At 70.9% G+C, this 13,719-nt stretch carries 13 protein-coding genes; 8 read left to right on the top strand and 5 right to left on the bottom strand.

Annotated features, from left to right (window positions below):
- Nucleotides 1–93 precede the first annotated feature (93 nt).
- The 4 genes from OG947_RS17785 to OG947_RS17770 are packed head-to-tail and all read left to right on the top strand — an operon-like array spanning nucleotide 94 to nucleotide 3,534.
- Nucleotides 94–486: a TOBE domain-containing protein gene (locus OG947_RS17785; protein WP_027505607.1), complete on the top strand. Its 393-nt coding sequence runs from the start codon at nucleotides 94–96 to the stop codon at nucleotides 484–486.
- Nucleotides 483–1,304 carry an ABC transporter permease gene (locus OG947_RS17780; RefSeq protein ID WP_374198290.1) on the top strand — a complete coding sequence of 274 codons (822 nt, stop codon included), beginning with the start codon at nucleotides 483–485 and terminating at the stop codon, nucleotides 1,302–1,304. Before OG947_RS17785 ends, OG947_RS17780 begins: the two co-directional genes overlap by 4 nt.
- On the top strand, nucleotides 1,301–2,410 hold the full coding sequence (locus tag OG947_RS17775) for a sulfate/molybdate ABC transporter ATP-binding protein (RefSeq protein ID WP_222638478.1): 1,110 nt from the start codon (nucleotides 1,301–1,303) through the stop codon (nucleotides 2,408–2,410). The genes OG947_RS17780 and OG947_RS17775 overlap by 4 nt, the downstream gene beginning before the upstream one ends.
- Nucleotides 2,407–3,534, top strand: a complete 1,128-nt coding sequence (locus OG947_RS17770) for a helix-turn-helix domain-containing protein (protein ID WP_328812531.1) — start codon at nucleotides 2,407–2,409, stop codon at nucleotides 3,532–3,534. Before OG947_RS17775 ends, OG947_RS17770 begins: the two co-directional genes overlap by 4 nt.
- A gap of 36 nt (nucleotides 3,535–3,570) precedes the next feature.
- Here the strand turns inward: OG947_RS17770 and glgX are convergent, their stop codons facing one another.
- A complete protein-coding gene (glgX, locus tag OG947_RS17765; protein WP_328812530.1) occupies nucleotides 3,571–5,625 on the bottom strand; it encodes a glycogen debranching protein GlgX in 2,055 nt (684 codons plus the stop codon).
- Nucleotides 5,626–5,775: 150 nt separating this feature from the next.
- On the opposite strand from glgX, the gene OG947_RS17760 reads away from it, so the two are divergent.
- A complete protein-coding gene (locus OG947_RS17760; RefSeq protein WP_051613317.1) occupies nucleotides 5,776–6,639 on the top strand; it encodes a YhjD/YihY/BrkB family envelope integrity protein in 864 nt (287 codons plus the stop codon).
- Here OG947_RS17760 and OG947_RS17755 read toward each other — a convergent pair.
- Complete coding sequence (locus OG947_RS17755) at nucleotides 6,572–7,297, bottom strand: CDP-alcohol phosphatidyltransferase family protein (protein WP_328812529.1); 726 nt, start codon at nucleotides 7,295–7,297, stop codon at nucleotides 6,572–6,574. The genes OG947_RS17760 and OG947_RS17755 overlap by 68 nt on opposite strands.
- A 10-nt stretch (nucleotides 7,298–7,307) precedes the next feature.
- Nucleotides 7,308–7,604, bottom strand: coding sequence for a hypothetical protein (locus OG947_RS17750; RefSeq protein ID WP_027505601.1), 297 nt, complete (start codon nucleotides 7,602–7,604; stop codon nucleotides 7,308–7,310).
- 213 nt (nucleotides 7,605–7,817) lie between these two features.
- Between OG947_RS17750 and OG947_RS17745 the strand changes: the two genes are divergently transcribed.
- From OG947_RS17745 to OG947_RS17735, 3 genes are read left to right on the top strand one after another with little or no spacing between them, the layout of a single operon-like run.
- A complete protein-coding gene (locus tag OG947_RS17745) occupies nucleotides 7,818–8,183 on the top strand; it encodes a PLD nuclease N-terminal domain-containing protein (RefSeq protein ID WP_027505600.1) in 366 nt (121 codons plus the stop codon).
- A 49-nt stretch (nucleotides 8,184–8,232) separates the two neighbouring features.
- Nucleotides 8,233–9,936, top strand: a complete 1,704-nt coding sequence (locus tag OG947_RS17740) for an ABC transporter ATP-binding protein (RefSeq protein ID WP_328812528.1) — start codon at nucleotides 8,233–8,235, stop codon at nucleotides 9,934–9,936.
- Nucleotides 9,933–11,684 (top strand): ABC transporter ATP-binding protein, encoded by a 1,752-nt coding sequence (locus tag OG947_RS17735; RefSeq protein ID WP_328812527.1) that lies wholly within the window; start codon nucleotides 9,933–9,935, stop codon nucleotides 11,682–11,684. The genes OG947_RS17740 and OG947_RS17735 overlap by 4 nt, the downstream gene beginning before the upstream one ends.
- 3 nt (nucleotides 11,685–11,687) lie before the next feature.
- On the opposite strand, the gene OG947_RS17730 is transcribed toward OG947_RS17735, so the two are convergent.
- Nucleotides 11,688–12,608 carry an MSMEG_6728 family protein gene (locus OG947_RS17730; RefSeq protein WP_328812526.1) on the bottom strand — a complete coding sequence of 307 codons (921 nt, stop codon included), beginning with the start codon at nucleotides 12,606–12,608 and terminating at the stop codon, nucleotides 11,688–11,690.
- 105 nt (nucleotides 12,609–12,713) lie between these two features.
- Complete coding sequence (locus OG947_RS17725) at nucleotides 12,714–13,715, bottom strand: LacI family DNA-binding transcriptional regulator (protein WP_037185774.1); 1,002 nt, start codon at nucleotides 13,713–13,715, stop codon at nucleotides 12,714–12,716.
- Between the last annotated feature and the right edge of the window lie 4 nt (nucleotides 13,716–13,719).

The following is a 13,719-nucleotide window of genomic DNA, read 5'->3' as shown; positions in this document are numbered from 1 at the left end:
GTTCCCGGCCGCTAGCATCACGTGGATGCGCGCCCTCGGTCCCACGTCGTCCGCATCTGCGCCGCGCCCCGTCTCGTTCCGGCGTGCGACCCGATGAGTGATCTGCGTGTCCGAGACGCCGCCGCCCTGGTCGGTGTCAGCGACGACACCGTCCGCCGGTGGATCGAGAGTGGTGTCGTCGAGACGTCGAAGGACTCGGCCGGACGCACCGTCGTGAACGGCGCCTCGCTCGCGGCGCACGCTCGGGCCCGCGCCGCCGCACCGCCGGATCCGAGCGGCACGGTCAGCTCCGCGCGCAACCGTCTGGCCGGACTCGTCACCTCGGTGGTCGTCGACACGGTGATGGCCGAGGTACAGATGCAGTGCGGCGCGTTCACCGTGACGTCGCTGATGAGCGCAGAATCGGTGCGGACACTCGGACTGGAACCCGGCAGCGTCGCCGTCGCGGTGGTCAAGGCGACCACCGTCATCGTCGAGACACCGTGATCTCCGGCCTCGCGGGCGGGACGCGCGGCCACCGCGACGCGGTGCGTCCGCCCGCCTGGATCCTCGTGCCTGCCGGACTCGGCACGGCGCTCGTCGTGCTCCCTCTCGTGGCGATGCTGCTCTCGGTCGACGTGGCTCGCTTCGTTCCGCTCGTCACCTCGGAGTCGTCCCGGGCCGCGCTGCTGCTCAGCCTGCGCACGGCGGCCGCCAGCACTGTCCTCTGCATCCTGCTGGGGGTGCCGATGGCCCTGGTCCTCGCGCGGTCGACCGGGCGGATCGTCGCCGTCGTGCGCGCACTCGTCCTGCTCCCCCTCGTCCTGCCCCCGGTGGTGGGTGGGCTCGCCCTGCTCTACGCGTTCGGCAGGCAGGGACTGCTGGGTGAACACCTGCGGGCGTGGGGCATCGACATCGCCTTCACCACCACCGCGGTGGTCCTCGCGCAGACGTTCGTCGCCCTCCCCTTCCTCGTGATCAGTCTCGAGGGCGCACTGCGCACGGCGGGCACGCGGTACGAGGTCGTCGCCGCGACCCTCGGAGCCTCACCCGGCACCGTCCTGCTGCGGGTCACCCTTCCCCTGGTCCTGCCCGGGCTGGCGTCGGGTGCGGTGCTCTCCTTCGCCCGCGCGCTCGGCGAGTTCGGCGCCACCCTCACGTTCGCCGGGTCGCTCCAGGGCGTCACCCGCACCCTCCCGCTCGAGATCTACCTCCAGCGCGAGACGGATCCCGATGCGGCGGTGGCCCTCTCGCTGGTCCTCATCGTCGTCGCGATCGTCATCGTGATCCTCACTCGCAGTCGGCGTCCGGCAGGCGTGCTGTGACACCCACCGACACTTCGGTCGTCCTCGACGTCCGTCACCGAGCACGCGGCGCCGACCTCACGCTCACGGTGCCGTCGGGCGGTGTGGTGGCGATCCTCGGGCCCAACGGTGCCGGGAAGTCGACGCTGCTGTCGATGGTGGCCGGACTCGTCCGGCCCGACGACGGCGTGGTCCGCATCGGAGCGCGCACCCTCACCGACAGCGCGCAGCGCATCGACGTCCCGCCGCATCGCCGACGGGTGGCTCTCCTCGCCCAGGACGCGCTGCTGTTCCCACACCTGTCCGCGCTGGCGAACGTCGCCTTCGCGCCCCGCTCACGAGGTGCCGGACGAGCCGAGTCCGAGCGACTCGCGCGCCGATGGCTCGAGGCCGTCGACGCGGCCGACCTCGCCGATCGGCGGCCGCGCGCACTGTCCGGCGGACAGGCCCAACGCGTCGCCCTCGCCCGCGCACTCGCGGCGGACCCCGACGTGCTCCTGCTCGACGAGCCGTTCGCGGCGCTCGACGCCGAGTCCGCACCGGCCATGCGCCGCGTGCTCCGCGAGGTGCTCGCCGAGACCTCGCGCACCACCCTGCTGGTGACCCACGACCGGGTCGACGCCCTGACGCTCGCCGGTGAGGTGGCCGTCGTCGACGCCGGACGAGTGGTCGAACACGGCACCGTCCGCGGCGTTCTGACGGCTCCGCGTACCCGGTTCGCGGCCGCCCTCGTCGGAGTGAACTCGATCGAGGGCACCATCACCGCTCCGGACACGCTCACGACCGCGTCGGGTGTCGCCGTGCAGGGCCGCGCCCCGGATCCTCTCGACGCGGGCTCATCGGCGGTGGCCCTGCTGCATCCCACCGCCGTCTCCGTCTTCGTCGACCCACCGCGGGGCAGCCCCCGCAACGTGCTGCCCGTGCAGATCGGCCACGTGGAGTCCACCGGCTCGTCGGTCCGCATCACGTCCACCGCGGCCGCGGGTCTGCCCGCGCTGCACGCCGACGTCACCGTCGCGGCGGCCACCGAACTCGACCTCGTGCCCGGCCGTCGCGTCCACTTCGTCGTCAAGGCCGGCGAGGTGGCACTGCACGCCGCGGCTCCCGGCGCGCCCACACCGCGGTGACCGGTGGGTCGCCACGGCCGCGGCGACTGCTCGACGCGGCAGCGGATCTGTTCGGCGCCCGCGGCTACGCGGCCGTCGGCATCGACGACGTCGCGGCGGCCGCGGGCGTCTCGGGGCCGTCGGTGTATCGGTGGTTCGACTCGAAGTACGACCTGCTCCGCACGCTGCATCTGACCGCGGTCGCACGCCTCGAACGGCGCATCGCTCGGGAGGGCGCTCCCGCCGATCACCACGCGCTCGCTCTCGGCGCCCTCACCGTGCGCCGCTCGCTCGGCACGCTGCGCCGCGACCGCCCGCATCTGCACGACCCCGACATCGGTTCGGTGACCACGGTTCTCGATGCCGTCACCGCGGCAGCACGTCGTGCCGATCCGATCCTTCGGCCCTCTCGCGACTCCGACGTCACGACTCGGGCGGTGCTGTCCACCCTCTCCAGCATCGGGACGCACCGCCTCGCCGTCCCCGCCGCCGCGGTGCTCGAGGTTCTCGACTCCGCGTGCGCCGCGGTCCTCTCGGCGGACCTGCCGGACGCCGTCGACGATCCGGAACTCCCGCACGGCGTCCCGCCCGTCGGGCGACGGGACGCACTCCTGCGCTCGGCCGCGGCGCTGTTCGACGAGAACGAGCCCGCCGACGTGACGATGGCGGCCATCGCCTCCTCGGTGGGCATCGCGGCATCGAGCACGTACCGCTGGTTCGGCGGCAAGACCGTGGTGCTGGACGAGGTGTGCCTCGGCGCCGCGCGCCGGGCGGCAGACGAGACGGCGCGTGTGCTCGCCCGGTCGGACACGCCGCACCAGGCGCTGGCCGGGCTGGCGCGGCGGCGCGTGGCCCTCGCGACGCGGGCGCCGGCACTGCGGGTACTCCGGCGCCACGGCCTCTCGACCGGTCCGGCGACGGCACGCGAGCTCACCGTGATGGCTCGCCAGGAGCGCGGAGAGTGGGTGCACCTCCTCGCGTCGACGATGCCGGGACGCTCGCGGGCACAGTCGTCGGTTCTCGTCGAAGCAGCGTTCACCGTGGTGAACGACCTGTCACGGCACGTCGACGAGCGCCGGCTCGCCGCGGTGATCACCGCGATGCTGGGTGTGGACGACGGCGGGCCCCGATCACCACATCGGTGATCGGGGCCCGCGTCGGATCTGCCGTGCCGCGACCGGCTACTGAGCCTGCAGCAGCGTGAACGACCTGTCTCGTACCAGCAGTGACGTCGGGTCCTCGCCCACCTGCTGCTCGGGGTCGCTCGAGATCGTGAGTGACCACGTCTCGTCGGGCAGGGTGAACTCGACCGGGGTGTCGGAGGCGTTCATCAGCCACAGGAACACGGTGTCCTCGGCCGACGACTTGAACAGCACGGCGATCGACTTGTTCGATCCGGTGGTCCAGTCGTCGTCACCCATCGCGACGCCGTCCGCGCGCTGGAAGTCGATCGTGTCGGGTCGACCGCCGCTCGTGTCGGTGGTGGTGTCGTCCTCGCCGTGGCGGAACCACACCGGACGCAGCGCCGGATGCTCGCGGCGGAGTGTGATCAGCGCCGTGGTGAACTCGACGAGTGCGTCGTCGGCGACCGCCCAGTCGAACCACGAGATCTCGTTGTCCTGGCAGTAGGCGTTGTTGTTTCCGCCCTGCGAGCGCGCGAGTTCGTCGCCTCCCAGAAGCATCGGAACGCCGGCCGAGAGAAGCAGCGTGCCGAGGAAGTTGCGGCGCTGGCGATCGCGCAGCGCGTTGACGTCCGCATCGTCCGTCGGCCCCTCCGCGCCGCATCCCCACGACCGGTTGTCGGACTCGCCGTCCTGGCTGTCCTCGCCGTTCTCCTCGTTGTGCTTCTCGTCGTACATCGTGAGGTCGGCGAGAGTGAAGCCGTCGTGCGCGGTGATGAAGTTGACACTCGCGAGGGTGGGCCGGCGATCGTTCTCGTAGACGTCGGGGCTACCCGAGATACGTTGCGCCAGAGCGGGAAGGCTACCCTCCTCGCCGCGCCAGAAGTCGCGGACGTCGTCGCGGAACTTACCGTTCCACTCCGACCACCGCGCCGGGAAGCCGCCGACCTGATAGCCGGCGGTGTCCCACGGCTCGGCGATCAGCTTCACCGGGGCGAGCACCGGATCCTGATGCACCATGTCGAGGAACGCGCTGTGTCGGTCGAGGTCCTCGTCCTGACGGGTCAGGGTGCTCGCGAGGTCGAAGCGGAAGCCGTCGACGTGCATCTCGGTGACCCAGTAGCGCAACGAGTCCATGATGAGGGCGAGTGCGGCGGGATGGCCGACGTTCAGGCTGTTGCCCGTTCCCGTCGTGTCGTAGTACGAGCTGTGGTCCTCGGGGACCAGCCGGTAGTAGGACGCGTTGTCGATTCCCTTGAGGGACAGGGTGGGTCCGAGGTGGTTGCCCTCGGCGGTGTGGTTGTAGACCACGTCGAGGATCACCTCGAGGCCGGCCGCGTGCAGCGCCTTGACCATCGACTTGAACTCGGTGACCTGCCCACCCGTGTCGCCCGCACTGCTGTACTCGTTGTGCGGCGCGAGGAAGCCGATCGAGTTGTATCCCCAGTAGTTCCGGCGACCCTCCTCGAGCAGGTGCGAGTCCTGGACGAACTGATGCGTGGGCAGCAGTTCGACGGCGGTGATGCCCAGCCGTGTCAGGTGCTCGATGGCGCACGGATGCGCGAGACCCGCGTAGGTCCCGCGGACGGCCTCGTCCACGTTCTCGTCGAGCTGGGTGAAGCCCTTGACGTGCACCTCGTAGACGACGGACTCGGACAACGGGATTCGCGGCGCGGCGTCGTCTCCCCAGTCGAACGAGTCGTCGACGACCACGGACCGCGGCATGAACGGCGCGGAATCGGCGTCGTTGCGTGTCTCGGGCTCGTCGTGATGGTGGGAGAACACCGCTTCGTCCCATTCCACGGACCCCGCAACGGCTTTCGCGTAGGGGTCGAGGAGGAGCTTGGCGGCGTTGTGGCGCAACCCGGCGGCCGGATCCCACGGGCCGTCGACCCGGAATCCGTATCGCGTTCCGACGGACATGTTCTCGACGATGCCGTGGAACACGTGGCCGGTGTACTCGGGCAGTGTCGTCGACGACAGTTCGGTACCGTTCTCGTCGTACGTGACGACGGTCACCGACTCGGCCGTCTCGGTGTAGACCGCGACGTTCGCGCTCCCGTCGGGTCGAAGACTGACACCCGGGGGGTAGGGGGAGGAAGGCTGTCGTGTCACTGATGGCACCAGTTCTCTGTCGTAGGTCCAGCTCGTGGAGGGACCGGAAGTCACCCACGGAAGTCGTGCGGGTCCCAGCGTTCTTACCCGCGCACCGCCCGGACGAAACGGTGCAGGTTGAGCGCACGGGCCACCGGGTAGACATGCCCCATGACGGGCGTCCGCACGACTCGGCGCATCGTGCGTGAACGAACGGCCGTCGCGGCGGGAATGCGACGTCGGCTGGCGGCGCGCGACACGGCCCTGGTGGCGGCGGGCATCACGTTCTACGGCGGCATCGCCGTCGTGCCGATGTTGCTGTTGGGTCTGCGCCTCACCACGCTGCTGCTGGGTGAGGAGACCGTCGTCGGGTACGGAGACGCCATCGCCGGACTGCTGCCGGGCGCAGCGGGCGCCCCGGGTGCGGTGCGGACACTGTTCGACGCCGGGACCCACCTCGGGTGGCTGGGCGGCCTGGTCGCGATCCTGCCCGCCACCTTCTACGGCGAGGGCATGCGACGGGCCCTGCTCGTCTACGAGCCCGTGCGCGAATCGTTCGTCGGCTGGCGCGGTCGCGCGTCGGCGCTCCCGGTCCTGATCGTCACGCCGCTGCTCACCATCCCCGTTCTCGTGGTGGGCAACGCACTCGCCTCGGTGAACGGCGGCATCGGCGCGGGAGCGTTCCGCGTCTGGCTCGGATTCGTCACCGTCTGGCTGGTGCTCGCCGTACCCATCGGATGGACGTACCGGGTGGTCGCGCCGACCACCCTCTCGCGTACGGCAGTCGCGATCGGTGCCCTGACCACCGCGTCCTTCGTCTCGGGATTCCTGCAGGGCTACGTGCTGTTCCTCGCGATACCCATCGACTGGTCGGGCCCGTTCGGCGGCCTCGAACCCGTCGGAGCGGCCGTCGCCACGGTGCTGTGGCTGTTCCTGCTGCACATCATCGTGCTGATCGGCTGGGTGTTCACTCTCGAGTGCGACCGGGTCGCGGAGCGGGAAGCGCACTCAGAGCGTGATGGATCGACACGCTGATCTGACTGAAGCCGACGACGGCGAGGATCAGGGACACGGCGGCACCGATGGTGCCGAACAGCGGACCGGTGTCCACCACCGAGGCTCCCAGGAGAGTCACCACGACGGCGATCACGCGGGACGGGCGCTCCCACACCGTCACGACTCCGATCGACGCCATCCCCGCGGACACCGCGCGAGCCCGCGCCGTCTCGTGCAACAGGGTGAGCAGCGCGACCGCGACCACCAGGGGTGCGGGTGCTCCCAGCACGAGGAGAACCGCGAAGACGAGCATGTCCGAGAGTCGATCGGCCACCGAGTCGGCAACGTAGCCGAATGCCGTCGATCGACCGCGGAGCAGTGCGACGGCGCCGTCGAGGCTGTCCACCAGCGCCGACAGGACGAGAAGCAGTGCCGCCGCGCCGGCGCCCCACGGACCGGAACCCGCGACGGCGAGAGCCAGGACAGCGAAGAGAACCCCCACAGCGGTGACCGCGGTGGGGGCGACGCGCGCCCGCGCGAGCGGGCGGGCCAGAACGTACGTGATGGTCAGCCAGCCGTGCACCAGTGCCGACGAGTGCACGTCGTACCCGCCGTGCAGCTCGGACCACGCACGGAAGTACTGCGTGCGAGTTCTCGGCAGGGAGACGACGGGTTCCGACGCATCGGAACCCGTCACGTGATCGTGGTCAGTGACCACCGGGATCGGTGAGGGACTTGCCCTCGGCCGCCTTGACGCGCTTGCGCTCGAGCAGGACCACGGCGAGGCCGGCGAGCAGGAGAACCGGGCAGGCGATGCCGGCGACCAGCACCCATCCCTCGAAGCCGCCGCCCGCTGCGGTCAGGCCCAGTCCGAGCGCGACGAAGCCCAGCGCCATCAGGAAGTAGCCCGGCCATGCGCGGCTGTCGGTGATGGCCTCACCGGCGTGCGCACGCGTGGTGCGTGCGAAATCCTGCGGCTGCTCGTTCTCGTTCTGCGCGACCACGACTTGTCCTTTCGTCGATACATCCGTGCATGCCCGTCGGACCGCCGGGGGAAACCCGGTCGGTGGGCGCTCACAGAGGGCATTCGGAACCACCTACCCCCGCGACGGCTCGTACGGAGTGACGAGGGCGACGTCGGGCGCTAGGGTGAGCGCGTCAACAGACCATGCGGTTCGTGAATCGGGACGTGAACCGCTCTACGTGAGGACGCGCCCGTGCCCTATCTCGGCCTGATCGTCGCCGTGCTCTGGATCTTCTGCCTCATCGACGTCATCACGGCCGACGAGGGTGGCATCCGTCACCTCCCGAAGACGGTCTGGCTCCTGCTCGTCGTGTTCCTTCCTCTCGCCGGGTCCGTGGCCTGGCTCGTGGCGGGCCGGCCCGTCGGCGGCGGCATCTGGGGCGGTCCCGACGCGGGACGCCGACCGAGGGCGACCCGTTTCCCCGAGTACGACGTCCGTCCCGGCCGCGCGGTCGCGACGAACTCCGAGTCCGACGAGGAGTTCCTGCGTCGGTGCCGGGAACGCGCTCAGCAGCAGCGCGACGCCGCCCGTCGCACCAGGAATCCCGAGCACGACTGACGCGTACGCGTCGTCCCGACCGGTCGGCCACGTGGGTTAGGGTCGGCTAATGCATGACGCACCTCCGTCGACCGGCGGGGCCATCCTGCGCCGCACCACCCGGCGCCACCGTGTGCGACTCGTCGGTTCGTCGGCCCTGTTCTGTGTGCACCAGTTCTGCGAGACGATGGTGCCGGTCGCCATCGGTCTCATCATCGGCCGCGCGGTCGAGACCGGCGACGTCACCGCGATGATCGTCTCGTTGCTGGGGCTGGCGGGCCTGTTCGTCGTCCTCTCCTACGCGTACCGCATCGGCGCCCGCATCATCGTCGTCGCGATCGAGCGGGAAGCACACCTGCTACGCGTGGAGGTCGCGGGACGCGTGCTCGACCCGCGCGGCGTCCAGGTCGATCTCGGCCCCGGCGAGTTGTTGACGGTCAGCACCTCGGACGCCGAGAAGACCTCGTGGGCGCTCGACGCCATCGCCCGGGTCGCCGCCGCGGTCACCGCCCTCGTCGTCACTGCGGTGGCACTTCTCGTCATCGATGTGCCGCTCGGGCTGGCCGTCGTCATCGGCACGCCTGTCCTTCTCCTTCTCCTGCAGTTGTGTGCGCCGTTCCTCACCCGCGCCGCGACCGATCAGCAGGCGGAGGTGGCCCGCGTCTCGGGTCTCGCCACCGATCTCGTCAGCGGCGTACGGCCCCTTCGCGGTATCGGCGCCGAGGACGTCGCGTCCCGGCGGTTCGTGCAGTCGAGCCGACGTGCACTGGCCGCGACGATGCGTCTGGCCCGTGGCAACAGCGTGTATCTCGGTGTCTCGGCAACGGTGGGCGCGCTGCTGTCCGCCGCCGTGGCCGGCACGGCCGGGTTCCTCGCTCTCGAGGGCCGAATCTCCGTCGCCGAGTTGATCACTGTCGTCGGACTGGCGCAGTTCCTCATCGAGCCGCTGAGTTCGCTCTCCCGACTTCCCGGCTTCCTCGCGGTCATCCGCGGATCAGCGGACCGGTTGGCATTGGTTCTCGGCGCCGACCCGGTGGTCACCTCCACCGGTACGCGGTCCCCCGACGCCTCGTCCGTCGGACTCGACGACCTGTCCTACGGGACCTTGACGCATCTCGACCTGCATCTAGGGCGCGGCGAGATCGTCGGCGTCGTCGCCTACCGGCCGCAGGACGCCGATGCATTGGCCGCCGTCCTCTCCGGGCAGGTTTCGCCCGACGACGTCACCGGACGGCTGACGGTCGGCGGCGTCGACGTGACCGAGCTCGCGCTCCCCGAGGTCCGCCGCACCGTGCTGGTGGAACCGCACACGTCGGATCTGTTCGCCGGCACGGTGCGGTCCAACATCGCCCTGGACCGCGGGAGCGACCTCGACGCCGCGGTGACCGCCTCCGCCGTCACCGACATCGTCGCCATGCACGACGGCGGTCTCGACCATCCGGTGACCGACCGCGGTGCCAGCCTGTCCGGTGGGCAACGCCAACGAGTCGCCCTCGCCCGCGCACTCGCGGCGCAGCCACCGGTACTCGTCCTCCACGATCCGACCACCGCCGTCGACGCGGTGACCGAACACGCCATCGCCACCGGCATCGCGGGACTGCGTCACGACGGCGACGCCCGCACCCAGACGACGGTGCTCATCACCACCAGCCCCGCGCTCCTCGCGGTCACCGACCGCGTCGTCGTGCTCGACGAGGGGCGCGTCGCGACCGTCGGCACCCACCACGGGTTGGCGGAGACGGACGAGCGCTACCGAGAGGCGGTTCTGCGATGACCGAACCGACCGCACTGCTGCCCATCGCGAGTGGACGGCGATGCTGGGCGTTCCTTCGCGGCGAACTCCGTGCGCGGCGGGGATCGGTCGCGCTCACCGTCGCCATCGGCGTGGTCGCGGCGGCGATGGCGCTGATTCCCGTGTACGTCTTCGGCATGCTCGTCGATCGAGTGACCGAGGGCGCACCGACGTCCACGATCGTCGGTGTCGTGACGGTCATCGGCGCCGCGGCGGTCGCGGGCGGCGTCTTCACCGGGATCGGCGCCTACACCGTCAGTCTGCTCGGCGAGAAGATGTTGGCCTCGCTGCGCGAGCGCGTCCTCGGTCGCGCACTCCACCTCCCGGTGAGCACACTGGAGCGAGTCGGCAAGGGAGACCTGCTCTCCCGCGTCGGGGACGACATCGCGGTGATGGCGAAATCGCTCGGCGAAGTGGTGCCGAACATCCTCGCCGCCGTGCTGCTGGTCCTGCTCAGTCTGATCACGATGCTCGGGCTCGACTGGCGTCTGGGACTCGCGGGCATGGTCGCGATCCCGATGTACGTGATGGCCCTGCACTGGTATCTGCCGCGGTCCGCCCCGATGTACGCCGCCGAGCGCGTCGCGATGGGCGAGCGCGCCCAGTCTCTGGTCAGCAGCATGCAGGGGGCCCGCACCGTGCGGGCGTACGGCATGGAGGGTGAGCACCTCGCGCGCATCGACGCATCGTCCGGCAAGGCTCGCGACATCGCCGTCACCGTCTTCCGTCTCTTCACCCGGTTCGGCTCGCGCAGCAACCGGGCCGAGTGCGTCGGCCTCTCGGTCATCCTCACCGTCGGCTTCCTCCTGGTGCGCGAGGACGCCGTCACCGTCGGTCAGACCACCGCGGCGGCACTGCTGTTCCACCGACTCTTCAACCCGATCGGCATGCTGCTGTACTCGTTCGACGACATCCAGTCGGCCGGGGCCTCCCTCGCACGACTGGTGGGCGTCATCGATCTGCCCGACGACCGCTCCCCCGGGACCGAGGCGGAGCCCGCGGACGGCACCGTCGTCGTGACGAACCTCCGCCACTCCTACGACGGGGTCGACGACGTCCTGCACGGGATCGATCTGCGGATCGACGACGGCACGACGGTGGCACTGGTCGGCTCGACCGGCGCCGGCAAGTCCACCATCGCCGCGCTCGTGGCGGGCTCGATGCGAGCGGACTCCGGATCGGTTCGGGTGGGCGGGGTGTCGCTCGACGACATCGGCTCCGATCGACTGCGCCGGCACGTCGCGATCGTCAGCCAGGAGGTGCACGTGTTCGCCGGACCGCTCATCGACGATCTGCGGCTCGCGGCACCGGACGCGGATCGGGAGACGGTCGAACACGCGCTGCGGACGGTCGGCGCGCACTCGTGGGTGAGCACCCTCGAGGACGGTCTCGACACGGTGGTCGGCGAGGGCGGCGTCGAGCTGACTCCGTCTCGCGCGCAACAGATCGCACTGGCCCGTATCGTCCTGGCCGATCCGGCGGTCGCCGTCCTCGACGAAGCCACCGCCGAAGCCGGCAGCGCCGGCGCGCGCGACCTCGAGGAGGCCGCCCGGGCCGCCACTCGCGGACGGACGACGATCGTCGTCGCCCACCGCCTCACCCAGGCGGCGAGCGCCGACAGCGTCGTGGTGCTCGAGCACGGCCGCATCGTCGAGCAGGGGCCGCACCGGGACCTGGTGGAGTCGGGCGGCCGGTACTCCGAACTCTGGTCCGCGTGGCGAGGGCGCTAGTCCTCACGTCGTCAGACGGAGCGACGGAACAGCCGCGAGCTCGCCCGGCACCGCGGCACCGGACGTGACCACCAGCGCGTACTCCCCGGCATCGCGCACGGTCGCGCCACGGCGGAACACGCGCAGACGCCCGGGATCGCGGCCCTCTGCCCGCATCGCCTCGACGTCCTCGGGGGTCGGCTCGCGCGCGACGGACGCCGACACCGTGCCGCCCGGCTCGGCGGACGGTTCGGGCAGCGGGAGGTCGGAAGCGAGCGGGTCGGTGTCCAGCAGGAGAGCCGTGCGGCCCGGCCGCACCAGCGCTGCAGCGACCGTCAGCAGACGGTGGTTCGTCGTCCGCACCTGCGCGGATCGGCCACGGTGCAGGGCCCGCAGGGCGGACCACTCCTCCGTACCCGGGTCGAACAGCTCTGCGGGCGCGCCCATCTCGATCATCGAGGACACCACGGCACTGGGCGTGGTGTCGCCGACCGTCGGGGGCCAGCGCGGGAAGAGGGATCCGGGCCAGACGTACCCGGTCTCCCCCGCCCAGTCGGCCGGGTACGCCTGCGGCGCCTTCGCGGCCAGGGCGCGACGATGGCTCGCGTGCACCGAGTCGTCACCGAGCCAGGGCGGCAGTCGGCCGTCGTCGCGCAACTCGTCGTACGTCCACGCACGCCCGTCGCTGTAGTCGAGGAGCCGTGCCTCCAGGGCCTCCGCCCGCCCGCGGGCCGCCCACTCCCGGCAGGTCGCGATCCCGTAGGCCACGAGCGCCGGGGTGAATCCCCGCCACATCACCACCGCCGGGTGGTTCTTCCACCCGTAGGAGGGCCATACCAGGGCGCGCAGGATCTGGAAGGTCTCGACGCGTTGCTTCCCGAGCCGCTTGTCGTCGAGCAGCTGTGCGCTGCGGGCGAAGCCGGGGTCGGGGAGGAACGTCTGCATTTCGAGAGAGTGACCGACGAGGGCCGCGTCGAAACGAGGGTGCGCTGCGCCAGTGCGATCTGCTCGAGTCGAACCCCGGGTCGGGTCGACCGCCCGCGAACGGCGTCAGGTGCGCCGGGCCGTCTGACGCGCGACCGTGCGCACGGGCCCGGTACTCCCGCGCACGACGAGTGACGGCTCGACCACCAGCTCGGCGGGCGCGAGGCTCTCGTCCTCGAGGCGGGCGATGGCGAACCGCACCGCCGTCGCCGCCAGACCCTCGGCGTCCTGCCGGACGGTCGTGAGATCGATGCGCGAGAGGTGCGCCAGCTCGCTGTCGTCGTAGCCCACCACCGAGACATCATCGGGCACAGCGATTCCGGCACGGTGGAACGCGTCCATCAGTCCCACCGCGCACAGATCGTTGCCGGCCATCACCGCGGTGGGCACCCGCCGCTCGGCGACCATGCGCGTTCCGGCGGCACTGCCCGCCTCCTCGGTGTGCGCACCCGGCCACACCACGGCGGGAAGACCGCGCTCGTCCATCGCGGCACGGAAGGCGGCGCGACGCTCGGTCGCACCGGAGTCGGTACCACCGTCGACGTGGTGGATATCCACGTGCCCGAGACCGACGAGGTGGTCGACCGCCTGACGCACTCCGTGGTCGTCGGCGCTGCGCACGATGTCGAAGTCGGTGGCGGGCAGGGCCCGTCCGATCATGACCACCACCGCCCGCTCCTCGAGATGCGCGACGTACTCGGGTGAGGACGACGGACCGAGCAGGATCACGCCTTCGCAGCGATGGCTGAGCAGCGCCTCGATCGCCTTCGTCTCGTCCCGGCCTGGCGCGCTCGCGGACAGCAACACCTCGTACCCGGCCGCCTCGGCCACGGGATAGATGTGGGTCACGAGATCGGCCTGGAACGGCTGTCGCACGTCGATCACGACCCCCAACGTCCTGCTCCGCCCGCGCGCGAGGAGTCGCGCGGCGTTGTCGGGTCGATAGTCGAGTTCGCGCGCAGCGGCCAGGACACGGTCGCGAGTGTCGTCACTCGCACCCGGTTTGCCACTGAGGACGAACGACACCAGGGTCCGGGACACTCCCGCCAGAGCGGCGACGTCACTCATCGTC

The sequence above is a fragment of the Rhodococcus sp. NBC_00297 genome (assembly GCF_036173065.1).
Taxonomy (GTDB): Bacteria; Actinomycetota; Actinomycetes; order Mycobacteriales; family Mycobacteriaceae; genus Rhodococcoides.
This window is presented reverse-complemented; position numbering and strand designations above follow the sequence as displayed.